The organism is Arthrobacter sp. ISL-72 (assembly GCF_018613755.1).
Lineage (GTDB): Bacteria > Actinomycetota > Actinomycetes > Actinomycetales > Micrococcaceae > Arthrobacter.
On record NZ_JAGGPP010000003.1, the window covers coordinates 79,412 to 102,461 of the forward strand.

The following is a 23,050-nucleotide window of genomic DNA, read 5'->3' on the forward strand; positions in this document are numbered from 1 at the left end:
CGGCGCAGCTAGACAGTCGGTGCAGCCCGCCAGCCGGCGCAGCCGTCCGTCGATAACACCAGGAGGTCACCGGTGAATGAGGTCAGCAATCCGGAAGGGTCCTCGGACGGGTCTTCAGACGGGCTTGTGCTGAATCTTGACCAGGTGGACGCCGGCATGCTCGCCCGGGTTGGTGGCAAGGCCGCCAATCTGGGCGAAACCACCGCCGCCGGGCTTCCCGTTCCGCCTGGATTCTGCCTCACCACGGACGCCTACCGCAGCGCCGTTGTGCCCGCAGGGCTGGAGGACGTGCACCGCGCGCTCGCCGCCACCGGGACGGACGACCTGGAAACCCTGGCCGGGCTGGCCGCGACAGCACGCGAGCTCATCCTCGGCGTCGACATTCCGGAGGACATTGCCGACGCGGTCCGCGCCTCCTATGCCGCTCTGGGGACCGACGTTCCGGTTGCCGTAAGGTCCTCGGCAACGGCCGAGGACCTTCCCTTCGCGAGCTTTGCCGGCCAGCAGGATACCTACCTGAACGTTGTGGGCGCAGACGCCGTGCTGGCGGCCGTCCGGAAGTGCTGGGCCTCGCTGTGGACGGACCGCGCAGTGACCTACCGGGCCACGCACGGCATCAGCCCGTCAACAGTGGCCCTCGCTGTTGTGGTCCAGCGCATGGTGGACGCGTCCGTTGCCGGGGTCCTGTTCACTGCGAACCCGGTGACCGGCAGGCGCCCTGAGGCCGTCATCGATGCCAGCCCCGGACTGGGCGAGGCAGTGGTCTCCGGAGCAGTGAACCCGGACCACTTTGTAGTGGACCGGGCGACCGGGGAAATCCTGGAACGCCGGCCAGGGGACAAGGGCATCGCCATCAGGCCGCTGCCCGGAGGCGGCACAGAGCGGGTCAATCTTGCACCGGCTTCCGGCCCCTCTTTGAGTGACTTCCAGGTAAGGACACTGGCATCTTTGGGCAGCCGGGTGGAGCGGCACTACGGGGCGCCGCAGGACATTGAGTGGGCCATCGACGGTACGGACAAGGTCTGGCTGACGCAGTCCCGTCCCATCACCACGCTGTACCCCCTTCCGGAGCCCCGTCCCGACCTGCCGGCAAGGGAGGGCACACGCCTCTACCTGTGTTTCAGCCTGGCCCAGGGGCTCACGCGCCCCCTGACGCCGATGGGCCTGGCAGGCTTCCGCCTGATCACTTCCTCGGCGGCCCGTGCAGCCGGCTTCGACGTGCCGGATCCCCGCAACGGACCGGCCCCGTACAGGCAGGCAGGGCTGCGCCTCTTCTTCGACCTCACCGCGGTTATCCGCAGCAGTGTGGGCCGCGCCATTGTGCCCCGGGTCTTCGACGTCATGGAAGCCAGGTCTGCCGCCGTGCTCCGCGGGCTGTTTGCCGATCCCAGGTTCACCGTCACCATCAAGTCGCCGTGGCGGCTCGTGAAGCACGTTGGCCCGGTCGCGGTCAAGGCCAGGCTCCCCGAATCGCTGCTTCGGGCACTTTTACGCCCGGAAGCCGCACTCCGGCGTGTGGACGGTTTCGGCGAGCGGCTCAGGGATGCCCTCGTGGTTCCGGCCAACGCCACGGCAACGGAACGGCTGAACCATGCCGAACGGATCCTCGGCGAGGAGCTCTTCCCGATCGTCCCGGCCGTGCTGCCGCTGCCGGCCCTGGGTTTCGCGTTATTGGCCTTCGCCGGGAAGCTGGCCGGTGGCGGCGCCGAACCGGGTGCCCTGCAGGCTGTGCTGCGCGGTCTTCCCAACAACGTGACCACGGAAATGGACCTTGCCCTGTGGCAGCTTGCCACGGACATCCGCTCCCACCAGGGGGCCGCCGCAGTCTTCGAGGAGCTTTCCCCGGCGGAGCTGGCGCGGCGGTACCGCTCCGGTGAGCTGCCCGACGTCGTTCAGTCCGGCCTGGCCGGATTCCTTTCGCGGTACGGCCACCGGGCTGTCGCCGAAATCGACCTCGGCATGCCCCGCTGGTCCGATGATCCCGCGCATATCCTCGGAGTCCTGGCGAACTACCTCAAACTCGACGATCCCACCCTGGCTCCGGACCGGCAGTTCGCCAAGGCGGCCCGTGAGGCGGATGCCCGGATCGAGCAGCTCGTAGCACGGGCGGGGAGCAGGGGCGGTGCGGCGGGCCGGCTCCGCGCGCGGCTGGTGCGGGGCGCACTGCGGCGTACCCGGATGTTTGCCGGATTCCGCGAACTGCCGAAGTACCACATCGTCGAAGGCCTGGCGTCCGTGCGGCAACAGCTTGCGGCTGTGGGGGAGGAGCTCGCCGCCGCCGGCCGCATCAACGACGCCGAAGACATCTTCTTCCTCGATTTTGCCGAAGCACAACGCGGCCTGACCGGGGAACCCATGCAGCGGCTTGTGGCGGAACGCCGGGAAATTTACGACGCCGAACTGGGACGCCGGCGAATCCCGCGCGTGCTGCTTTCGGACGGAACTGAACCCGAAGCTGAAGGGATGCGGGCGGCCCGGGCCGGCGACGGCGCGGCGGCCGGCGTCCTGACCGGCACCCCCGCCTCGGCGGGAACAGTCACCGCCAGGGCCCGCGTGATCATGGACCCGCAGGGCGCGCGGCTGGAACCCGGTGAAATCCTGGTGGCCCCGTCAACTGATCCAGGCTGGACTCCGCTGTTCCTCACCGCCGGCGGCCTGGTGATGGAAATGGGCGGCCCTAATTCGCACGGCGCGGTGGTTGCCCGGGAGTACGGCATCCCGGCGGTGGTAGGGGTCCCTGATGCCACTTCCACCATCACGTCCGGCCAGGTCGTCACGCTCGACGGCGGGGCCGGCACCGTTGTGCCTGCGACGGGCTGACGGCCGACTCGGCTGGCACCACAGTGCAGCCCCGGAAGCTGTCCCGGGCGAATTCCGAAGGGGGTGTACCGGACAGGTCCGAGGCGTACTCTGGAATCAATAAGCTGCGATGCCGGAGCGGAGTTGTCATGACCAGAAAGTGGTTACGGTGGATGCCCGCCGTGGCCGTGCCCGCCGTAATTGCCGCCGCTGCCTTGGCCGGGTCGTTGCCCGCGAGCGCCGGCGACCCGTTGCCCGCCAAAACCCCGGCTGAAGTCCTGGCCATGGTGGCGCAGCACAGTGCTCCGTCCCTCTCCGGGACCCTGGAGCAGACCTCGCAGATCGGGCTTCCCGAGCTGCCTAAGACGGGGCCGTCGTCCGGCGGCGGCGCTGCCTCCGCCTTGGAGCTGTTGAGCGGCCCGCACACCGCACGGGTCTTCCTGGACGGAACCAGCAACATGCGAATCCAGGTACTGGACCGCCTCGCTGAACGCAACGCGGTGAAGAGCGGCGACCAGGTGTGGCTGTATAGCTCCCGGGACAACACTGCCGCCCATCTGACGCTCCCTGCCGGTGCCGGCCACGCCAGGGATTTCAGCGACTGCAGGCATCCGGCAGCGGGCGCGGACGGTGTCATGCCGACGCCGGAGGCACTGGCCGCGAGGCTGCTGGCTGTCGCTGACCCCACGACCGAAGTTTCCGTAGGTCCGGAGATCAACATTGCCGGCCGGGCTGCCTACAACCTGATGGTCACACCACGGACGGAAGGCACGCTGATCGGATCGGCGGCCATTGCAGTCGACGGCCAGAGCGGCCTGCCGCTCAGCGTTGAACTGAAGGCACGCGGCCAGGAAGAACCGGCCTTCAAGCTGGCGTTCACCAGCCTGTCCCTCGAAGCGCCCGATGCCTCCCTGTTCGCCTTTACTCCGCCGCCCGGCGCCACCGTTAAGGAAATTGAGGTGCCGGCCCACGGCACGGGAAGCTGGCCCGGACACGGAACGGAAAAGGGTGTTGTACCTGACTCGCGGGATCCCAATGGCGGGCTCCCGCGGCCTGAGGTGACCGGTACCGGCTGGGAAACCGTGGTTGAATTCCCTGCCGGACCGGCGTCAGCGGAAGCCGGTGCGATGGCGTCCGGCGATCCGCTGATTCAGCAGGCCGCTGTTGCGGTGCCGGGCGGGCGGCTGTTCAGTACCGCCGTCGTGAATGTCCTGTTTACCGATGACGGGCGCGTTTTCGCCGGGTCTGTTCCGGCCGAGCGCCTGCTGACCGCTGCTGCCGCGAGGTGACAGCCGCGGGCCGGGGCGCAGAGCTCGCCATTGAGACGCACGGCCTGAGCAAGCGGTTCGGCCATCAGTTGGCTGTGGACGGCGTGAACCTTTCCGTTCCGAGTGGGTCCGTCTTTGGGTTCCTGGGTCCGAACGGCTCCGGTAAAACCACCACCATCCGCATGATGCTGGGTCTCGCGGGGGCCACTGCAGGCTCCGTCAGTGTGCTGGGGCTCGAGATGCCGGACCGTTTCCACGAGGTCCTGCCCCGGGTGGGTGCGCTGGTGGAAGGTCCGGCGTTCTATCCGTTCCTGTCAGGGGAAGCCAATCTTCGACGCCTGGACGCCGCGGATCCGCACGCATCCTCGTCCACCCGGCGTGCCCGCGTGGGGACAGCACTGGAACGTGTCGGTTTGACGCACGCGGCCGGGAAGAAGGTCCGCGCGTATTCACTGGGCATGAAGCAGCGCCTGGGCATTGCCAACGCACTCCTCTCGCCCCGGGAACTGCTGGTGCTCGATGAGCCGACCAACGGCCTGGACCCGCAGGGCACCCGTGAAGTGCGTTCCCTTGTCCGTTCGCTCGCTGCCGACGGCGCCACCGTTTTTGTCTCCAGCCACCTGCTGGCCGAAGTTGAGCAGATCTGCACGCATGCGGCCGTGATGAGCGCGGGCAGGCTGGTGGCGCAGGGAACGCTGGCTGAACTGCGCGACGCGGGCAAAGCCCGGATCCGCCTGGTAACGCCCGACGCCGGATTGGCCGAGGGCGTTTTTGCCAGGCTGGGGATGACTCCCGCGGGAGGACTGAACAACGGTACGCTGGTGTATTCGGCGTCCGGTGGAGAAACTAACGGGCCGGTTCGTGATGACGTGGCGCCGGAGGCCGTCGTGGCCGCCATGGTGGCGGCGGGCGTTCGCGTCCGCGGGTTTGCCGTGGAACAGGGGAGCCTGGAGGACCGCTTTGTGGCGCTGACCGGGGAGGGCTTCGACATTGCCCAATAGAGATGTGGCCAAGGAAGGTGCAGCGGGTAAGGCCGCACCCGTCGAGGTCCGCGAAGCAGCAGGGTCGTCGGCAGCAGAGTCGCCGGCCACCGGGCCCATAGACGGAATGCAGCCAGGCAACGGGTGGTCGCTGCTGGCCTCCGAACTGAGCGTCCTCTTCCGTCGGCGCCGGACCTGGGCCATGCTGCTGGCCCTCGCCGCCGTGCCGGTGCTGATGGCGGTCGCCGTCCGGGCTTCCTCGTCCGTACCGCCGGGCCGCGGGCCCGCCTTCCTGGACAGGATCACCCAGAACGGGCTGTTTGTGGGGGTGACGGCGCTCCTGGTGTGCGTCCCGCTGTTCCTGCCGCTCACGGTGGGAGTGGTGGCCGGCGATACGATCGCCGGCGAAGCCGGTCTGGGAACACTGCGCTATCTGCTCGTGGCTCCGGCGGGCCGCGTCCGGCTGCTGCTGGTCAAATACGCGGGCGCTGCCGTCTTCTGCATAGTTGGCCCGCTGGTGGTGGCGTTGGCGGGAGCGGGCATCGGCTCGGCGCTGTTTCCGGTGGGGCCGGTGACGCTGCTCTCCGGCGACGTGATCGCTCCCGGAGAGGCCCTGGTGCGGCTGGTGCTCGTGGCCGCCTACCTGACTGTTTCGCTGTTGGGACTCTCCGCCGTCGGGATGTTCCTGTCCACGCTGACGGACGTTCCGGTGGGGGCAATGGCGGCCACCATTGTGGCGTCGGTGGTGTCCCAGGTGCTGGGGGAGCTGCCCCAGCTGGAGTGGCTGCACCCCTGGCTGTTCACCCATTACTGGTTCGGATTCGCCGACCTGCTGCGCCAGCCGGTTGCCTGGGATTCCTTTGGCAGCAATGCGCTGCTGCAGGCCGGGTACATCGCCGTCTTCGGGGCGCTTGCTTACGGCCGTTTCGTCACGAAGGACATTCTGTCCTGACTGCCGCGGTGTCCTGCCTGCCGTGGTTTAGTGGCGGGAACGGCAGCCGGTCTAGTACCGGGCCGCCGTCGGGTGCAGCTGCATTCCGGCCATCCAGGACAAATCCGTCACGGTGATGCCGTCCTCCGGGTTGAGGCCCTGGACCACGCGTCCGCCGCCGAGGTAGATCGCCACGTGATAAAAGTCGGGGGCCGACCCCCAGACCAGGAGGTCACCGGGCTGCGCCTGGGAGAGAGGCACGTGCACGGGTGCCTGGGCATACTGCTGGGCTGCCGTGCGGGGAAGATACTTGCCGGCGGCGCCGAAGGCGTTCTGCACCAGGCCGGAGCAGTCGAAGCCAAGCGGGCCGGAACCGCCGTATTTGTAGAAGTACGGCGAACCGACTTTGCTCAGTGCCACCGAAATGGCGGTCTGGTTCGACCCGCCGGGGGAAGGAGCAGGAACCGGGGCAGGGGCCGGAGCCGGGGCTGCCGGCGGAGGGGTTACTGGCTGTGGTTCCGCGGGAGCGGGCTCAACAGGCGGGGCAGTCTGCGCAGGAGGAGCCGGAGCGGGCGGGGCTGGATTTTGTGGTGCCGGGGCAGCAGGTGCCGGCGCCGCGGGGGCGGCGGGCGCCGCCGGGGCGGCCGGGGTTTGGTCGGCGGCGCCGTCCTGCGCGGCGGCCTGGGCAGGCTGGGATGTTGCCGCGGTGACTGCCGCCAACCGTTCCTGGGCGCGCTGTCGGTCCAGGGCGTCCACCCGGGCGGACTCGAGCGCCACGGTCGTGTTCTTGAGGTTCGCGAGCTGGTCCACCAGCACTGTCCGCTGGGACTTCGCTTCGGACGCTGCCTTCGCCCGGGCGGCGTTGGCGCGTTCGGCTTCAGCCTTGCGGTCTTCAGCGGCCTTGGCGGCGTCATCGGCGGCCCGGTTGGCGTCGTCCGCGGCGGCCGTCAGCGACTTGGCAGCTGAGGCGGCGTTGTCGGCTGCCTCAAACGCCCGGCTACGGCCGGCGGAGATGGCTTCAAGGGTGGCAGCCTGCTGCAGTGCTTCACCCTTTCCGCTGACGAAGGTGCTCAGGGTTGGGTTGAGTCCGCCGTTGCGGTACAGATCTCCGGCTAGCTGTCCCACCTGCTTGCGGGTCTTCGCCTGTTCCGCCTCGGCAGAAGCGGCCCTCGCAGAGGCAAGCGTGGCTGCATCCCGCCGGATTTCGAGGGTGACCAGGGCATCGCCATAGGCATTGTTGGTCTGCATGGCAGCAGCGAAGCTTGCCTCCTGGGCTGCGGCGGCGTCGGCCAGGATCCGATCGATCCTGGCCACTTGGTCCGCCGTCGCGCTTTCACTGGCCTTGGCAGCAGCTATCTCTTCCGGCGACGGAATCTCCGGTGAGCCCGGGAAACTGATCGCGGGCGCCGTTGCACGGGGAAGCGGTGCCGCCTGGGCAGGAAGGACCAGGGATCCGAGGAGTACGACGGCGGTGCACAGCACTGCCGCATTGCGGCCGGATCCTGGCAAACCCATCAATAAACCTCGCAGCAGTCGGGCTGGAATGAGCGAGGAGTTTGAATTTTTCACACGGAATGCCCCGCTGCGGGAAGACCCAGCGCACACGAGGCTACGTGACCCGAAGCAACATTGGCAACACTAGTCACATCAATAACATAAACAACAACACTGTGATTCCGTTGATTGACGTCCGCGTGTCGGGGGTTTGGTTCAACTTACTGGCGCGCTCAGGCGTGCTGGTGGGACTCGTGCTCCGAGTGGCTCTCGGGCTCCAACTGGAAGGTGCAGTGCTCGGTGTCGAAGTGTGAGCCCAGGCAGGTGGTGAGCTTGTCCAGCACCTGGTCCGCTCCGCGGGCGCTCAGGACCTCGTCTTCCACCACCACGTGGGCGGAGAACACGGGCACGCCCGAGGTGATGGTCCAGATGTGGATGTCGTGCACGGACACCACGCCCGCGACGGACAGGATGTGCTCGCGGATCATTTGGACCTCGACGCCCTTGGGCGTGGCCTCCAGAAGGACGTCCACCACGTCCCGGAGCAGGTGCCAGGCCCGGGGCAGGATCATCAGTGCGATGACCATGGAGGCAATGGTGTCTGCCGCCCGGAAGCCCGTCACCATGATCACCACGGCGGCGACGATCACGGCGAAGGAACCCAGCAGGTCCCCGAGTACCTCAAGGTAGGCGCCGCGGACGTTGAGGCTTTCCTTCTGGGCGCTGCGCAGGATCAGCAGGGAGACCAGGTTGGCCACGGCCCCGAGGACGGCGGCGTAGAGCATGACGTCGGTCTGGACTTCGGGGGCCGAACCGATCCGGCGGATCGCTTCGGTGAAGATCACTACCGAGATCACGATGAGCACCAGCGCATTAGCCAGGGCGGCCAGTACCTCTGCGCGCTGGTATCCGTAGGTGCGCAGGTCGCTCGGAGGCCGGGCAGCGATCCAGGCGGCCAGCAGGGCGATGAACACGCCGGCCGCGTCGGACAGCATGTGTCCGGCGTCGGCGAGCAGCGCCAGGGAGCCGGAGATCACGGCGCCGACGATCTGGATCAGGACCACGGCCAGGGTGATGCCGAGGACGGCGATCAGGCGTTGCCGGTGCTTGGCAGTGCCGGTGGCCGAGGCCATGAGCCCGTGAGAGTGGCTGTGGTCGTGTCCCATGCCTACAAGGCTAACTAGTCCCAGCCGAGTTCGTGCAGCCGTTCGTCGCTGATGCCGAAGTGGTGGGCAATCTCGTGCGTCACAGTGACGGCCACTTCGTGGATCACACCTTCCCGGGACGAGCAGATGTCCAGGATGGGCTGGCGGTAGATTGTGATGCGGTCCGGCAGGGAACCCGCGCCCCACCAGGAGTCACGCTCCGTCAGCGGCACGCCTTCGTAGAGTCCCAGCAGCACGGTGTCCGGGTCCTCCCCAGGCTGTGGAACGTAGTCGTCGTCGATGAACACGGCAACGTTGTCCATGGCCCGGGCCACTTCCGGCGGGATGAGGTCCAGGGCGTCGCTGACGGCCGATTCGAAGTCCTCATCGGTCATGGGGAAGGGCGCGTCGTCGTCGTCCGTCCCGTCCGGGACGATCGGCAGGCCGGGCGGGAGGTTGGCGGGCATATCAAGACTTTAGCGGGATTTGCGCCTTGTCAGCCCCACGCCGACCAGGCAGATCACGCCGCCCAGCAGGCCCCAGGCAGTGGGCACTTCGCCGAGCAGCAGCCACGAGATGATGATGGTGGTTCCGGGGACCAGATAGGTGGTGGCGGCCAGCTTTCCGGCGTCAATAAGGGACAGCGCGTACGCCCAGGTGGTGAACGCAATCGCCGTCGGGAAGATCCCCAGGTAAACCAGCCCCAGGGTGGCCGGCAGGGGTGCCGCCTGCAGCTCGCCCGCCAGTTGGCCGGTGAACGGCAGGCAGCAGACCGCGCCCACCATGATTCCGAACCAGGTGGCCTGGGCCGCCGGGAATTTCCGCAGCACCGGCTTCTGGACAATGACGCTGACGGCGGCGAGCACGGCGGCCAGGAGGCAGAGCAGCACGCCGGCCACATCCGCCGTCGACCGCTGGCCCGAGCCCAGCGCGATGACTGCGACGCCCGCGAACGCGATCAGGCTTCCGATAATCAACCAGCGCGGGAAACCCTCTTTGAGTATCAGGCCGGCCATCACGGCGACCAGGATGGGATTGACGTTGATCAGCAGGGCGGCGGTGCCTGCGTCAAGCATGTGTTCGGCGGCGTTGAGGGCCACGTTGTAGCCGCCGAACCACATCACGCCATACGCAAGAATGGGCCACCACTCACGGCCCTTGGGCAGCATCCGCAGCTTCGGCAGCACCACCAGACCGAGGACGACGGCGGCAATCGCCAGCCGCCCCAGCGTCAGGGAGCCGGGAGAGAAGCTTGGTCCCACCGCCCGGATGCCCACGAAGGCGGAGGCCCACAGGACCACGGTGATCACGACGGCGGCGACGCCCAGCTTGTTGACCGGCGTCTTCCTGCCAGAGGTGCCGGGAGCCGGCGGCTGGGGTTGCGGTTGCGGGGCGGGTGCTGGGGCAGCGTGCGGAGACCCTTCGTGGGGGCCTGCGAACGGGGTGGGGCCGGGTTCGGCGGTGGTAGCCATGCTGCCAATCTAGCCCTTGGCCCGGCCTCGCGGCTGGCGGAAATCGGCCACGTCTAGTCGAGATCCTGCCAAATCTTCTTAGGCAAACGGCGGTTCCGGTGCTGCCTCTCCGCGGCCTGCCCGGCTTACCGGAGGACGCGCGCAGCGTCCTGGATGGCTGCGGCGACACCGTCCAAGACGGCCGAACCGTAACGCCATTGCTGCCAGTGCAGCGGGACGTCCACAAAGGACTTGGCGGCAAGGGTCCGCAGAGTCCGCTGGTCCAGGTCGTCATCGATTTCAATCTCCGGAAGCAGGCCCCAGCCCATGCCCAGCCGGATCGCTTCGCCGAACTCGTGCGCTGCGGGCACGTAGTGCCGCGGCGGCTGGAGGATTTTCCGGCTGAACCGCCGTAGGTAGCGGTCCTGCAGGTCGTCCTTGCGGTCGAAGATGATGACAGGGGCATGGGCGAAAGCCTCCGCCGTCGGGCCGCTGTCGAACCAGGTTTCCGCAAACTCCGGCGTGCAGACCGGCAGGTAGCGCATGACGCCGAGCCGGCGGGACGTGCAGCCGGGGGCCGGCTTGGCCGTGGCCGTGATCGCCGCGGCCGCCGCGCCGCTGCGGAGCAGGTCCAGCGAATAATCCTGGTCTTCGCGCAGGATTTCCAGCTGGACCGTGCCGGCCACAGCGGCCAGCCCGGCGAGCGCCCAGGTATGCAGCGAGTCGCTGTTGATCACCAGCGTGAGGCGGGTGTCCGGCCGGGTGCTGGTGGGCTGCAGTTCATCGGCGAGGTCTGCGGAGAGCATCTCAAGCTGGCGCGCGAACCGCACCACCGCCTGGCCGGACTCGGTGAGTTCAATCGGCCTCGTCCTTCTCAGGACAGGACGGCCGACGGCCACCTCCAGGGCCCGGATGCGCTGGCTGACAGCGGAGGCGGTGACCGAGAGGTGGCTGGCGGCGGCGTCGAAACTTCCGTGCGCAACGATGGCGGCGAGCGTGCGCGCCTGATCCGGATGAACGTCCATCATAAGAAGATCTTACTATCACCAAAAAACTTTAACTGGTTTCATCTTCGCGGGCCTCCTACCGTTGAAGGCGTGATCCTTCCCGTGTTTTCAGGCCTGGCCAGCGGCCTCTCGCTCATCGTGGCTATCGGCGCCCAGAACGCCTTCGTGCTCCGGCAGGGCCTTCAACGCTCGCATGTCGCCCTCGTTATTGCCGTGTGCGCCGTTTCTGACCTGGTGCTGATCCTGCTGGGCGTGGCCGGCATCGGCGTCGTGATTGAACGGGCGCCCGCCGCCCTCGAAGTGGTGCGTTGGGCCGGCGCTGCCTTCCTGGCTGCATACGGGGTGCTTGCCGCCCGGCGGGCAATCCGCGGAGAGGCGGTCGGGCAGCTGGGAACCGGGCAGGCCGTGAGCTGGGTGGCCGTCCTGGGAACCGGGCTGGCCTTCACCTGGCTGAACCCCCACGTTTATCTCGACACGGTGCTCCTGCTCGGGTCCCTCGCCAGCACGCACGGCCCGGACGGCCGCTGGTGGTTTGCCGCCGGGGCGGGGCTTGCCAGTATTTCCTGGTTCACGGCCCTGGGCGTCGGCGCACGGTTCCTGACTCCTGTCTTTCGGCGCCGGAGCGCGTGGCGCATCCTCGACGCCGCCATCGCCGTCGTCATGGTGACGATGGCCATCATGCTGGTCATCTGAGTCCCGAACCAAATCAGGACCGTCGACCCTTGCTAGGCTGACGCCCCACGCCCACGATTGCTGGTATGACAGCATCTGCAGCCTCGGCGCGGGAAAGAAAGCGGGCAGCCATCGGGACGGCGGCCTTCGCCGTTGCTCCGGCAACCGCCGCGGGGGTGATTCCGTGGCTCCTGACCCGCTGGGAAGTGGAGGCCCCGGTTCCCGGCGGCTTGCCCGCGCAGGTTACCGGCGGCCTGCTGATCGGCGCGGGCGCGGCGGTCATCGCAAACTCCTTCGTGCGTTTCGCCGTGGAGGGCCCGGGAACACCCGCGCCCTTCGCTCCGCCCAAGCACCTGGTGGTGGGCGGGCTCTACCGGTATGTGCGGAATCCGATGTACGTGTCCATAGCGGCAGCCGTCGCCGGGCAGGGGCTGCTGCTTGGCCAGCCGAAGCTCTTCGCGGCGCTGGCGGCCGGCGCCGTCCCGGTGGTCGCGTTCGTCCGGCTGTACGAGGAACCTGTCCTGGCCCGGAAATTCGGCGCAGAGTACGAGGAGTACAGGGCGAATGTCCCGCGCTGGCTGCCCAGGCTCAGGCCGTGGCGGCCCGGCGGGAAGGGCGGGTCCGGACGGTAGATCGTCCGGACCCTGGTAGCCGGGGCTTGGCGTCAGCGGCCCCGGCGGGACCACTCCAGCAGCCGGTCCAGCGGCCAGGTGGTGACTATCCGCTCGGCGGGGACGCCGTTGAACGCCGCACGCTCCGCACCGTATTGCAGGAAATCCAGCTGCCCCGGCGCATGGGCGTCACTGTCGATGCTGAAGAGGCAGCCGGCGTCGAGGGCAAGCTTGATCAGCTCGTCCGGCGGATCCTGCCGCTCTGGACGGGAATTGATTTCGACGGCGACATCCCGCTCGGCGCACGCCGCGAAAACCCGCTTGGCGTCAAACTCCGACTGCGGCCTGGTTCCCCTGGATCCCTGCAGCAGCCGGCCGGTGCAGTGGCCGAGCACGTTCATGTGCGGATCCTGGATGCCACCCAGCATGCGTTCGGTCATGGTTCGCCGGTCCGCCCGCAGCTTCGAGTGGACACTGGCCACCACAACGTCCAGACGGTCCAGCATCCCGGGGGACTGGTCAAGGGTTCCGTCCTCCAGGATGTCCACCTCGATGCCGGCCAACAGGCGGAAGCCATCGCCGTCGGCGTTGATGCCGGCGACGACGTCGAGCTGTTCCGTGAGTCGCTCGGCGCTGAGGCCGTTGGCGATCTTGAGGCTGGGGGAGTGATCGGTCAATGCGAGGTACTCGCGGCCCAAGGTCCGGGCTGCGTCCGCCATGAGCTCGATCGGGGACCCGCCGTCGGACCAGTCGCTGTGGCTGTGCAGGTCGCCGCGGATAGCCGAGTGCAGTTCCCCGCCTCCCGCGGCCAGCGGCTTCTGCCCGCGCTGCCGCAGGTCCTCAAGGTAGTCGGGGACGCCGCCGTCGACCGCTTGCCTGATCACGTCGAAGGTTCTGTCCCCGATCCCCTTCATGCTCTTCAGCCTGCCGTTGCGGGCCCGCACGGCAACCTCCTCCGGATCCAGGGCCGCGATGACCCCGGCTGCCTTCCGGAAGGCCTGGACCTTGAAGGTGGGCGACAGTTCGCGTTCCAGCCAGAAGGCGATTTCATTGAGGGCATCAACGGCATCCATCTGTCCATCTTGCACCCACCTTTGCACCGGCGGGGCGCCGATTTTGGATATTCCGGAACTAGGCTCTATAGTTTTAGAGGTCCAGTTCGGAGCAACTCGAACGGACAAGAATGAAAGGCTTCGGCCCTTTATTTTTGCCCGGAATGAGCCGTACTGAGTTCAGGCCCCCATCGTCTAGCGGCCTAGGACACCGCCCTTTCACGGCGGCGGCACGGGTTCGAATCCCGTTGGGGGTACGCAAGGAAGTGGTCAAACCGGATGAAAAAGTCTGGTAGGCTAAAGGCCTTGAAAAATTGCGGTAGCGATACTGCAGACAGCAAGAAAATAGCAAGGCCCTGTAGCGCAGTTGGTTAGCGCGCCGCCCTGTCACGGCGGAGGTCGCGGGTTCAAGTCCCGTCAGGGTCGCTCTGATTGCCAGAAGAAATTCCGGCTGTCAAGGTGACATGTCACCTAGGCTCTGTAGCTCAGTTGGTAGAGCGTTCGACTGAAAATCGAAAGGTCACCGGATCGACGCCGGTCGGAGCCACCACTGGGAAGCATCAGTTCTTCGGAACTGGTGCTTTTCTTCTTTAAGCGTCGCTGCGCGGGCGTGGTGCCAGTGCCAGGACACCGAATCGGAACCGGGACGCGCAAAATCCGGTGTCCTCAATCCGTTTCCGTGTCCCAAGCCGTTCACATCCCCTCCTCCTGGTCTTTTTCGTCCGGGCCCGCGGGGAAGAAGACCCTCCGGCGGGGAATCCCAAAATTGACCGTTGACAGCATCGAAGTAACGCGCGTAACCTAAATCACACCCTCGAAGTAACGCGCGTTAGTAGTAGCACTTTCGACTGGTCAGGGCGGCCAGTGTCGGCAGAATTTTCGGAGCATTCAATGGCGAACAGCACACAGGCGGCATCGGAGAGGAAGCCGACCGTCCCCGTACACCGCGGGGTCACGATGGCAGACGTTGCAAAGCATGCCGGTGTGTCCCGCACGGCGGTGTCCTTCGTCCTGAGCAACCGCGAGAACGCCAGCATCTCCGAGGAAACCCGCACCCGGATCCTCGAAGCCGTCCAGGCGCTCGGCTACAGGCCCAACGCCGGTGCCCGCGCCCTGGCATCGCAGCGCAGCGACTGGTACGGCATCGTTACGGAGATCGTCACGGCACCGTTCGCCGTCGACATCATCAAGGGCGCGCAGGACCAGGCCTGGCTGGACCGCCGGTTCCTGCTCATCGCCCCCTCCGACCAGGCCGATGCAACAGGACTAAACCAGGGCATGGAAGATGCGGCCGTTGAAAAGCTGCTGGAACAAAGAGTGGAAGGACTTCTCTACGCGGCCACTTACCACCGGGCCGTGCACGTTCCGGAAAGCGCCAACGAGGTACCCACAGTCCTCATCAACTGCTTCGACGCGGACGGGAAGCTGCCCTCGATCGTCCCGGACGAGCGCGCCGGGGGACGCGTTGCCATCGAACGGTTGCTCCAAGCCGGCCACTCCAGAATCGGTGTCATCAACCTGGATCCGGACATCCCCGCCGCCGTCGGGCGTTTGGCGGGGTGCCGCGAAGCACTCGCCGAAGCGGGCCTGGAGCTGGATCCTGCCCTCGTCGTCTCGGGACACGCGACGGCGGATGGCGGCTACGAGGCCGCCTGCGAAATTCTTGATAAATATCCGTCCGGGGCAGGCAGGCCAACTGCCCTGTTCTGCCTCAACGACCGGATGGCTATGGGCGCTTACGACGCCATTAAGGAGCGCGGGCTCGCCATCCCCCAAGACATCGCCGTGATCGGCTTCGACAACCAGGAACTCATTGCGGCCTATCTCAGGCCCAAGCTGACCACGGTTGCGTTGCCCTTCGAGGAGATGGGTGCGCTGGGTGTCCAGACACTCGCAAGCCTTACAGCAGGACAGCCGATCACCGCACACCAGCAAATGGTCGACTGTCCGCTGCTAGAACGCTATTCAGTCTGACGGCAAATCAACTACTGAACAGCAACCCCACCACACCTTCACCTTCGACAGCGAAGACGAGGAAAGAGATATCCATCATGACACAAGCACGATTCCTGAGGTCTGCCCGCATTGCGGCGGCCGGCCTGGCCATTGGCGCCCTGGCACTGACCGGCTGCTCGGCCAACGCCGGAAACACCGGTTCTGCCAAGGCTGATGCCTCGGCCAAAAGCGCGCTCCTGACCATTCCCCGCGAGGACATGGGCACGTTCGTCCGGAACTTCAACCCGTTCGCACCCACCGTGACGCCCATGACCCAGCAGGCCATCTACGAATCCCTGCTGGTTTACAACCCGGCCAATGGTGACACCACGCCGTGGCTGGCCAGCGAATGGACCGCAGCCGAGGACGGCAAGTCCGTCACCTTCACCCTCCGTGAGGGCGTGAAGTGGTCGGACGGCCAGCCCCTGGTCCCCGCCGACGTGGTCACCACTTTCGCCCTGCAGAAAAAGATCAAGGGCGGCTACGACTACCTGGACACCGTCACAGCCGAGGGCACCAACCAGGTGAAGTTCAGCTTCAAGACCGCCTGGTCTCCGGCCCTGTTCGACCTGGGCCAGCTGAGCATTCTGCCGGACCACGTCTGGTCCAAAATTGCCGACCCCGAGAAGGACCCCAACGAAAAGCCCGTGGGCACCGGCCCGTACACCGAGGTGGACACCTTCCAGGCCCAGTCCTTCGTGCTGAAGAAGAACCCCAACTACTGGCAGCCGGAGAAGCAGAAGATCGCCGGCATCAAGATGCTCGCCTTCGCAGGCAACGACGGCGCCAACCTCGCCGCAGCGAACGGCGACGTGGACTGGGCCCCGCAGTACATGCCCAACATCGAGAAGACGTTCATTTCCAAAGACCCGGACCACCGCAAGTACTGGTTCCCGCCCACGGGCTCGATGATCAACTGGCAGCTCAACACCACTAAGGCACCGTTCAACGACACCGACGTCCGCAAGGCACTCAGCATGGCCGTGGACCGCGAGCAGGTCACCAAGATCGGCATGAGCGGCTACACCAAGCCGGCTGACTGCACAGGACTGTCCGGCAACTACGAAACCTGGAAGAACAAGGAAGTCCAGGACAACTGTGAGTGGACCAAGCTGAACGTCGACGAGGCCAACAAGCTCCTGGACAAGGCAGGCTACGCCAAGGGCGCCGACGGCAAGCGCACCCTGAAGGACGGCAAGCCCTTCGAATTCAAGATCTCGGTAGGCGCCGCATCGTCTGACTGGCTCTCCGTGGCCGACGTCATCGCCCAGAACCTCGCCGAGGTTGGCGTCACCGCCAAGGTTGATTCCCCTGACTGGGCAGCGGTGGTTGCAGGCTACGAGACCGGCGACTTCGATTCCGGCATCGTGTGGAGCGCCAACGACCCCAGCCCGTACAAGTACTTCGCGGGCATGATGGGCACCAGCACGGTCAAGCCGGTGGGTGAGAAGGCATTTGAGAACTACCACCGCTTCGGCGATCCCAAGGCGGAGGCCCTGCTGACGGAATTCGCGGCCGCCGCCGACGAGGACAAACAGCACGACATCGCGGACAAGCTCCAGGAAGAGTACAGCGCCGTTGCCCCCGCCATCCCGCTGTTCGCAGGCCCGGAGTGGGGCGCCTACAACGACACCCGCTTCACCGGCTGGCCCACGGAAGAAAACCCGTACGCCACCCTGTCGGTCCGCGCCCCCACCACGGTGCTTGTGCTGACCTCGCTGGAACCGCGCGCCTGACGCACGCCGCCTGACGCACACCGCCTCACGCGCTGCGCTGCCGCAGATCCGGCACTCACCAACGGCGTGCCCGGGGCGTCCAAGCACGCACCGGGCACGCCGCCCAATCTTCCGCAATTCCCGAATGGAGGGAAACCGTGCGCTTTATCCTGCGCCGCCTGGGTTTCTACCTGATCGCCTTCTGGGTGTCCATCACTTTGAATTTCCTGCTCCCGCGCTTTATGCCTGGGGACCCCGTATCCCGCATGTTCGCCCGAACCCAGGACCGCATGCAGCCCGAACAGATCGAGGCGCTGCGCAAGCTGCTCGGCGTCGACGACAGGCCCATCTGGGAGCAGTACGTCGGCTACCTGCACAACATGGTCACCGGCCAGATGGGCGTCTCCATCTCCCGCTTCCCCACCCCCGTCACCGAGGTCATCGCCTCGCAGGTCGGCTGGACGCTCCTGCTGGGCGGGACCGCGCTGGTGATTGCCGCCGTCGTGGGTAACCTCCTCGGCATCCTGGCCGCCTGGCGGCGGGGCGGGGCCATTGACTCGGCACTGCCGCCCCTCCTGATCTTCATCGGCTCCTTCCCGTACTTCTGGCTGGCCATGGGCGCCCTCTACCTGTTCGGCGTCACGCTGGGCTGGTTCCCCATCCGGCACGCGTTCAGCGACACCATTGAGCCCGGCTTCAGCTGGGAGTTCATGTCCGACGTCGGAATGCACCTGGTGCTGCCGGCCCTCACCATCGTGCTGGTTTCGGTGGGCGGCTGGATGCTGGGGATGCGCAACACCATGATCGCCACCAACGCCGAGGACTACATCACCATGGCAGAAGCCAAGGGCCTGCGCCCGGGCCGGATCATGTTCCGCTACGCCGCCCGCAACGCCATGCTCCCGTCCGTGACGAGCTTCGGCATGTGCCTGGGCTTCGTGGTGGGCGGTGCACTGCTGACCGAGGTGGTGTTCGCCTACCCCGGCGTGGGCTACCAGCTCCTGAACGCCGTACAGGGCCTCGATTACCCGCTGATGCAGGGACTCTTCCTGACCATCACCGCCGCCGTGCTGCTGGCGAACTTCCTGGTGGACATCCTCTACGTCCGCCTCGACCCGCGCGTGCGCGCCAACTAGGAAGGACGGACCATGACCACTTCCATCGCAACCACCGCCTCCACCGTCCCGGGGGAAACCCTTGCCGGCGGCAGTCGTCCGGGCGGCTTCGCCGGAAAAACCGCAGGAACGCCCGACGGCGGCACCGGACTTACGCCCGGAGCTTCCGTTCGCAGGCCCAACCGCAGCCTGCTGCACGGACTGCTGGGCAACAAAAAGGCCATGACCGGCGCGGCCATCCTGTTCATCTTCGTCGCCCTCGCACTCCTGGCGCCCGTCCTGTACCCGGACAATCCCTCGAAAATCACCGGCATGGCGTCGCAGGAACCGGACGCCGAATTCTGGCTGGGCACCACCGCCAAGGGCCAGGACGTCCTGGCCCTGACCATCCACGGTGCCCGCAGCTCCCTGCTGGTCGGCCTGACCGTGGGCTTCGCCTCCACGTTCATCGGCATCCTGGTGGGCTCGCCTCGGCCTACTTCGGCAAGTTCATCGACGAGGCCCTGTCCCTCACCACCAACGTGTTCCTGCTGCTGCCCGGGTTGCCGCTCCTGGTGATCCTGGCCGCGTTCCTGCCTCCGGGACTGGGCACGGTGATCCTGGTCCTGGTGGTCACCGGCTGGGCGGGCTCGGCCCGCGTGCTGCGCTCGCAGGCCCTCTCGATCCGGTCCAAGGACTTCGTGGCCGCTGCCGTCGTCACCGGGGAACGGCCCCTGCGCATCATGTTCCGGGAAATCCTGCCCAACATGGCCTCGATCGTGATGGGGACCCTCCTGGCCTGCATCATCTACGGCATCGGCGCGCAGGCCGGCCTTGAATTCCTGGGCCTGGGCGACGTCAGCACTGTCTCCTGGGGCAACAACCTCTACTGGGCCGGCAACGAAGGCGCCCTGCTCACCGGTAGCTGGTGGGTCTTCGTCCCCTCGGGCCTGTGCATCGCGCTGGTGGCGTTCTCGCTGTCGCTGATCAATTATGCGGTGGACGAGGTTACAAACCCCCGCTTACGGAAGATACGCAAGCCCAAGTCCGGCAAGCCCGCAACACCTGGAAAGCGAGCATCGGCATGACTGTCTCCCAGACCTCCTTCGGTTCCCACGAACCGGTCCTGGAAATCAAGGACCTCACTGTGAAGTACCGCGGCGACACCCGCTCCACCACCGCCGTCGACCGCGTCTCCTTCAGCATCGGCACCGGGGAAATCTTCGGCCTGGCCGGTGAGTCCGGCTGCGGTAAATCCACTATCGCCAATGCGATCATGCGCCTGCTGCGCGACCCGGCGGAGATTGCCGGCGGCAGCATCCGTTTCGGCGGCAAGGACGTCCTGGCCATGAAGCCGGAAGAGCTGCGCCGCTTCCGCTGGCAGGACGTTGCCATGGTGTTCCAGTCGGCCATGAACTCACTGAACCCGGTGATGACCATCGGAGACCAGATCGTCGACATCTACACCACCCACGCCGGCTACACCCGCAAGGAGTCGCTCCGGCGGGCAGCCCAACTGCTGGAACTGGTCCGGATCGATCCCGCCCGGCTGAGGTCCTACCCGCACCAGCTCTCCGGCGGCATGCGCCAACGGGCTGTCATCGCCATGGCGGTCGCCTTGAAGCCGTCGCTGCTGATCCTGGACGAACCCACCACCGCACTGGACGTGGTGGTGCAGCAGGAGATCATGGCCCAGATCAAGGACCTGCAGCGGGAACTGGGGTTCTCTGTCCTGTTCATCACCCACGACATGTCCCTCATGGTGGAACTCTCGCACCGGATGGCCGTGATGTACGGCGGCCGGATCGTCGAGACGGCCAAGGCCAAGGACATCCACGGCTCGCCGCTGCACCCCTACACGCAGGCCCTCATGGGTGCCTTCCCTCCGCTCACCGGCGCCCGGGTTCCGCTGACAGGCCTGGCCGACGGCGTGAAGTTCAGCAACATCGCCGACCTCCGGGAAGTCTCGCCCGGACACTTCGTTTCCCCCCTTCCCGTTCTCGAAGGAGCACAGCAATGAGCAGCCACGTCGTAGCTCCGGCGCGAATTGACAGCACCACCACCGTGCCCGCCCTCGAAGTGAAGGGCCTGGTGAAGGACTTTCACAGCGGCGGGCTGTTTTCCCGCGCTTCGGTGCGGGCTCTCGGCGGCGTGGACCTCGCCATCAGGAAAGGCGAGATCGTGGCGCTCGTGGGTGAGTCCGGCTCGGGCAAGAGCACCCTGGCCCGCTGCGTTGCCCGGCTGGAGAAACCCACGTCGGGCCGGATCCTGCTTAATGGCACGGACGTGCTAAAACGGGACCGGTTCCAGGCATCGAGGGAATACCGGTCACAGCTGCAGATGGTGTTCCAGGATCCTTTCGGCTCCCTCAACCCCGTCCACCGGATCGAGCACTTCCTCACCCGCTCGCTGACCCTGCACGGAAAAGCGGGCAACCCCGCGCAGCTGTGCAGCCGCTTGGACGGGCTCATGACCACCGTTGGCCTCACCCCGGACATGCTCAACTCCTACCCGCACGAACTCTCCGGCGGGCAACGGCAGCGCGTGGCCATCGCCCGGGCGCTCGCCGTCGAACCCGAGGTGATCCTTGCCGACGAGCCCACGTCCATGCTGGACGTCTCCGTGCGGATCGGCATCCTGAACCTGATGCGGCAGCTGCGGGATCAGCAAGGCATCTCCATGCTCTACATCACCCACGACCTCGCCTCCGCGCGCTACCTGGCGGACCGCATCGCCGTGATGTTCGCCGGCGAGCTGGTGGAGGAAGGCGAATCGCTGGACCTGCTGGCAAACCCCGCCCACCCGTACACCCGGCTGCTGGTCTCGGCCGTACCCGATCCTGCGCGCACCGGATCCTACGACCCGCACGAGCGGGCGGCGCTGCGTACCGCGGTGATGGAGTCGGCGTCGTGCGCGTTCGACGGCGACCCGGAGCAGCAATGTTCCGCCACCGAACCCGTCCGGCACCGCGTGGGCGAGCCCGCCAACCAGCACTGGGTGCGCTGCCACCTCTACCGGCCGCCGGCCGCGGCGGCGAGCCATGCCCTGTCAGCCGAGCCCCTCGAACCCAAGCTTCAGATAGCAACGGAAGAGCCGTCAACGGCCGAATCCCGCACAGAAAAACAGGCTTCCACATGACCGAACTGACCCATCCCCTGGCCACCGTGCCGCAGGATCAACTGGTGGCACGCGCCGAGGCCGACCCGCACCGGCCGCGCTTCCACTTCGTCTCGCCCGCCGGCTGGCTCAACGATCCCAACGGTGTTAGCCAGTGGGACGGCACCTACCACCTGTTCTACCAGTACAACCCCGAGGGGGCCTTCCACCACCGCATCCTATGGGGGCACGCCACCAGCACGGACCTGGTCAACTGGACCGACCAGCCCGTGGCCCTGGAACCGTCGGACGGCCCGGACGCGGACGGCTGCTGGTCCGGTGTGGTGGTGAACGACGCCGGCACACCCACCCTGGTTTACTCCGGCCGGCACGGCGAGCGGGAACTGCCCTGCGTGGCGGTGGGGTCGCCGGACCTGCTCAGCTGGACCAAGGCTCCCGAGAACCCGGTCATCCCCGCGCCACCGGCGGGGGTGGACATCACCGCCTACCGGGACCACTGCGTCTGGCGCGAAGGCTCCGTCTGGCGGCAGCTCGTGGGGTCCGGCATCCGCGGCCGGGGAGGTACCGCATTCCTCTACGAGTCCTTGGACCTGCGGAACTGGGAGTACGTCGGCCCGCTGTTCATCGGCGACGCCTCTGCCGGGAATCCGGCCGCTGCGGACTGGCAGGGCACCATGTGGGAGTGCGTCGATCTCTTCCGCGCAGGCTCCGGGGCTCTGGGTGACCAGGCGCAGCGTGAGCAGGCGCGGCGTGACCAGGCGCCGGGCGGCGGCAGTCCCGGCCCGGACGTCGTGGTCTTCTCGGCGTGGGACAACGGCGACACCTGCCACCCGCTCTATTGGACCGGCCGCTACGCAGGGGATTCCTACACGCCGTGGGCGCTCCACCGGCTGGACTACGGCGGCCGCTACTTCTACGCCCCGCAGTCCTTCGCGGACGAGTCCGGGCGGCGCATCATGTTCGGGTGGCTGCAGGAGGGCCGGTCGGACGCCGCCATGGTGGAGGCCGGATGGTCCGGCGTCATGAGCATGCCGCGGATCGCCACCCTCGACACCGAAGGGGAGCTGGCCTTCGCACCGGTGCCGGAGGTGGGGTCGCTCCGGCGCGACCGCGTCCGGATCGGTCCCCGGAGCCTTGGCCCCCGTGAGGTCCTCGCCGGTGTCTCCGGAAACCAGCTGGACCTGGAACTGGACGTCGAACTGCAGCCCGGGAGCGTCTTCCGGCTGGGCCTCCTGGGCTCCGGCGCGGGCAGCGGCGTGGCGAATACGGGTGGCGAAGGCACTCCCGCGGGACCTGCCGAGGAGACGGTCATCGAAATCGGCTGTGATGTGGGCGGCGGCGGATTCTCGCAGTCGTATCTGCTCCTGGACCGCACGCACAGCAGCTTGGACCCGAGTGTGGATGCCGAGGAAAAGTCCGGCCCCATCCTTTTGCCCGGCGGCAAACTGCGCCTGAGGGTGCTGGTGGACCGGTCAGCCCTGGAGATCTTCGCCAACGGCAAACCGCTGACGGGCAGGGTTTATCCGACGCTCGGCGGCGAAGCCGTCAGCCTGTCCGCGGCCGGTACCGTCCGGCTGCTGCAGCTGGACGCCTGGCGCATGGAAGGCATCTTCGGCGGACCCCGCCCGCTGTTCCCGTAGCCGGCATCAACGCCACGCGGCACCAACGCCGCCCGGCATCAACGCCACGCGGCGCCAACGCAGAAGGGCGCCACCGCAG

Annotated in this window: 18 protein-coding genes, 3 tRNA genes and 1 pseudogene; 16 read left to right on the plus strand and 6 right to left on the minus strand. The window is 67.0% G+C overall.

Annotated elements, in window-relative coordinates; genetic code table 11:
* Positions 1-156 precede the first annotated feature (156 nt).
* From J7I92_RS02405 to J7I92_RS02420, 4 genes are all read left to right on the plus strand, one after another.
* The gene (locus J7I92_RS02405; RefSeq protein WP_214837099.1) at positions 157-2,820 is read left to right on the plus strand and encodes a PEP/pyruvate-binding domain-containing protein; all 2,664 of its coding nucleotides are present in this window, start codon (positions 157-159) and stop codon (positions 2,818-2,820) included.
* Between the two features lie 128 nt (positions 2,821-2,948).
* Entirely contained in the window at positions 2,949-4,088 is a 1,140-nt protein-coding gene (locus tag J7I92_RS02410) for a hypothetical protein (RefSeq protein WP_214836860.1), read from the plus strand.
* The gene (locus J7I92_RS02415) at positions 4,085-5,068 is read left to right on the plus strand and encodes an ABC transporter ATP-binding protein (protein WP_214836863.1); all 984 of its coding nucleotides are present in this window, start codon (positions 4,085-4,087) and stop codon (positions 5,066-5,068) included. Before J7I92_RS02410 ends, J7I92_RS02415 begins: the two co-directional genes overlap by 4 nt.
* A gap of 106 nt (positions 5,069-5,174) precedes the next feature.
* The gene (locus J7I92_RS02420) at positions 5,175-5,999 is read left to right on the plus strand and encodes an ABC transporter permease (protein WP_214837101.1); all 825 of its coding nucleotides are present in this window, start codon (positions 5,175-5,177) and stop codon (positions 5,997-5,999) included.
* Positions 6,000-6,050: 51 nt separating this feature from the next.
* Here J7I92_RS02420 and J7I92_RS02425 read toward each other — a convergent pair whose 3' ends face one another.
* The 5 genes from J7I92_RS02425 to J7I92_RS02445 form a co-directional block, all read right to left on the minus strand.
* Entirely contained in the window at positions 6,051-7,493 is a 1,443-nt protein-coding gene (locus J7I92_RS02425; RefSeq protein ID WP_214836866.1) for a C40 family peptidase, read from the minus strand.
* 212 nt (positions 7,494-7,705) lie between these two features.
* On the minus strand, positions 7,706-8,638 hold the full coding sequence (locus J7I92_RS02430) for a cation diffusion facilitator family transporter (protein WP_214836869.1): 933 nt from the start codon (positions 8,636-8,638) through the stop codon (positions 7,706-7,708).
* 14 nt (positions 8,639-8,652) lie between these two features.
* Positions 8,653-9,084 carry a metallopeptidase family protein gene (locus J7I92_RS02435; RefSeq protein ID WP_214836871.1) on the minus strand — a complete coding sequence of 144 codons (432 nt, stop codon included), beginning with the start codon at positions 9,082-9,084 and terminating at the stop codon, positions 8,653-8,655.
* A 9-nt stretch (positions 9,085-9,093) separates the two neighbouring features.
* Positions 9,094-10,089 (minus strand): DMT family transporter, encoded by a 996-nt coding sequence (locus J7I92_RS02440; RefSeq protein ID WP_214836874.1) that lies wholly within the window; start codon positions 10,087-10,089, stop codon positions 9,094-9,096.
* 125 nt (positions 10,090-10,214) lie between these two features.
* A complete protein-coding gene (locus tag J7I92_RS02445; RefSeq protein WP_214836877.1) occupies positions 10,215-11,096 on the minus strand; it encodes an ArgP/LysG family DNA-binding transcriptional regulator in 882 nt (293 codons plus the stop codon).
* 69 nt (positions 11,097-11,165) lie between these two features.
* Between J7I92_RS02445 and J7I92_RS02450 the strand changes: the two genes are divergently transcribed.
* Both J7I92_RS02450 and J7I92_RS02455 read left to right on the plus strand, forming a co-directional pair.
* Positions 11,166-11,768 carry a LysE/ArgO family amino acid transporter gene (locus J7I92_RS02450; RefSeq protein WP_311380047.1) on the plus strand — a complete coding sequence of 201 codons (603 nt, stop codon included), beginning with the start codon at positions 11,166-11,168 and terminating at the stop codon, positions 11,766-11,768.
* 65 nt (positions 11,769-11,833) lie between these two features.
* Positions 11,834-12,379, plus strand: a complete 546-nt coding sequence (locus tag J7I92_RS02455) for an isoprenylcysteine carboxylmethyltransferase family protein (RefSeq protein ID WP_214836883.1) — start codon at positions 11,834-11,836, stop codon at positions 12,377-12,379.
* A gap of 32 nt (positions 12,380-12,411) precedes the next feature.
* Here the strand turns inward: J7I92_RS02455 and J7I92_RS02460 are convergent, their stop codons facing one another.
* Entirely contained in the window at positions 12,412-13,431 is a 1,020-nt protein-coding gene (locus tag J7I92_RS02460; RefSeq protein WP_214836886.1) for a PHP domain-containing protein, read from the minus strand.
* Positions 13,432-13,594: 163 nt separating this feature from the next.
* Between J7I92_RS02460 and J7I92_RS02465 the strand changes: the two genes are divergently transcribed.
* The 10 genes and pseudogenes from J7I92_RS02465 (at position 13,595) to J7I92_RS02510 (ending at position 22,971) form a co-directional block, all read left to right on the plus strand.
* A tRNA-Glu gene (locus J7I92_RS02465) sits at positions 13,595-13,667 on the plus strand.
* A gap of 95 nt (positions 13,668-13,762) precedes the next feature.
* Positions 13,763-13,836: transfer RNA gene (locus tag J7I92_RS02470), tRNA-Asp, on the plus strand.
* Positions 13,837-13,884: 48 nt separating this feature from the next.
* A tRNA-Phe gene (locus tag J7I92_RS02475) sits at positions 13,885-13,960 on the plus strand.
* Positions 13,961-14,301: 341 nt separating this feature from the next.
* Positions 14,302-15,384, plus strand: a complete 1,083-nt coding sequence (locus J7I92_RS02480) for a LacI family DNA-binding transcriptional regulator (RefSeq protein ID WP_214836889.1) — start codon at positions 14,302-14,304, stop codon at positions 15,382-15,384.
* A 77-nt stretch (positions 15,385-15,461) separates the two neighbouring features.
* Entirely contained in the window at positions 15,462-17,141 is a 1,680-nt protein-coding gene (locus tag J7I92_RS02485; RefSeq protein ID WP_214836891.1) for an ABC transporter substrate-binding protein, read from the plus strand.
* A gap of 137 nt (positions 17,142-17,278) precedes the next feature.
* Positions 17,279-18,256, plus strand: a complete 978-nt coding sequence (locus J7I92_RS02490) for an ABC transporter permease (protein WP_214836894.1) — start codon at positions 17,279-17,281, stop codon at positions 18,254-18,256.
* A 12-nt stretch (positions 18,257-18,268) separates the two neighbouring features.
* A pseudogene (locus tag J7I92_RS02495) lies at positions 18,269-19,302 on the plus strand (ABC transporter permease).
* A complete protein-coding gene (locus J7I92_RS02500; protein WP_214836897.1) occupies positions 19,299-20,234 on the plus strand; it encodes an ABC transporter ATP-binding protein in 936 nt (311 codons plus the stop codon). The pseudogene J7I92_RS02495 and the gene J7I92_RS02500 overlap by 4 nt, the downstream one beginning before the upstream one ends.
* The gene (locus tag J7I92_RS02505; protein WP_214836900.1) at positions 20,231-21,352 is read left to right on the plus strand and encodes an ABC transporter ATP-binding protein; all 1,122 of its coding nucleotides are present in this window, start codon (positions 20,231-20,233) and stop codon (positions 21,350-21,352) included. Before J7I92_RS02500 ends, J7I92_RS02505 begins: the two co-directional genes overlap by 4 nt.
* On the plus strand, positions 21,349-22,971 hold the full coding sequence (locus J7I92_RS02510; protein WP_214836901.1) for a glycoside hydrolase family 32 protein: 1,623 nt from the start codon (positions 21,349-21,351) through the stop codon (positions 22,969-22,971). Before J7I92_RS02505 ends, J7I92_RS02510 begins: the two co-directional genes overlap by 4 nt.
* The last annotated feature ends 79 nt before the right edge of the window (positions 22,972-23,050 follow it).

Coding starts and splice junctions, on each gene's coding strand:
- J7I92_RS02485 (WP_214836891.1), top strand. CDS start 15,462: ATGACACAAGCACGATTCCTGAGGTCTGCCCGCATTGCGGCGGCCGGC.
- J7I92_RS02480 (WP_214836889.1), top strand. CDS start 14,302: ATGGCGAACAGCACACAGGCGGCATCGGAGAGGAAGCCGACCGTCCCC.
- J7I92_RS02460 (WP_214836886.1), bottom strand. CDS start 13,431: ATGGATGCCGTTGATGCCCTCAATGAAATCGCCTTCTGGCTGGAACGC.
- J7I92_RS02500 (WP_214836897.1), top strand. CDS start 19,299: ATGACTGTCTCCCAGACCTCCTTCGGTTCCCACGAACCGGTCCTGGAA.
- J7I92_RS02455 (WP_214836883.1), top strand. CDS start 11,834: ATGACAGCATCTGCAGCCTCGGCGCGGGAAAGAAAGCGGGCAGCCATC.
- J7I92_RS02440 (WP_214836874.1), bottom strand. CDS start 10,089: ATGGCTACCACCGCCGAACCCGGCCCCACCCCGTTCGCAGGCCCCCAC.
- J7I92_RS02430 (WP_214836869.1), bottom strand. CDS start 8,638: ATGGGACACGACCACAGCCACTCTCACGGGCTCATGGCCTCGGCCACC.
- J7I92_RS02425 (WP_214836866.1), bottom strand. CDS start 7,493: ATGGGTTTGCCAGGATCCGGCCGCAATGCGGCAGTGCTGTGCACCGCC.
- J7I92_RS02505 (WP_214836900.1), top strand. CDS start 20,231: ATGAGCAGCCACGTCGTAGCTCCGGCGCGAATTGACAGCACCACCACC.
- J7I92_RS02410 (WP_214836860.1), top strand. CDS start 2,949: ATGACCAGAAAGTGGTTACGGTGGATGCCCGCCGTGGCCGTGCCCGCC.
- J7I92_RS02435 (WP_214836871.1), bottom strand. CDS start 9,084: ATGCCCGCCAACCTCCCGCCCGGCCTGCCGATCGTCCCGGACGGGACG.
- J7I92_RS02420 (WP_214837101.1), top strand. CDS start 5,175: ATGCAGCCAGGCAACGGGTGGTCGCTGCTGGCCTCCGAACTGAGCGTC.
- J7I92_RS02405 (WP_214837099.1), top strand. CDS start 157: ATGCTCGCCCGGGTTGGTGGCAAGGCCGCCAATCTGGGCGAAACCACC.
- J7I92_RS02445 (WP_214836877.1), bottom strand. CDS start 11,096: ATGATGGACGTTCATCCGGATCAGGCGCGCACGCTCGCCGCCATCGTT.
- J7I92_RS02510 (WP_214836901.1), top strand. CDS start 21,349: ATGACCGAACTGACCCATCCCCTGGCCACCGTGCCGCAGGATCAACTG.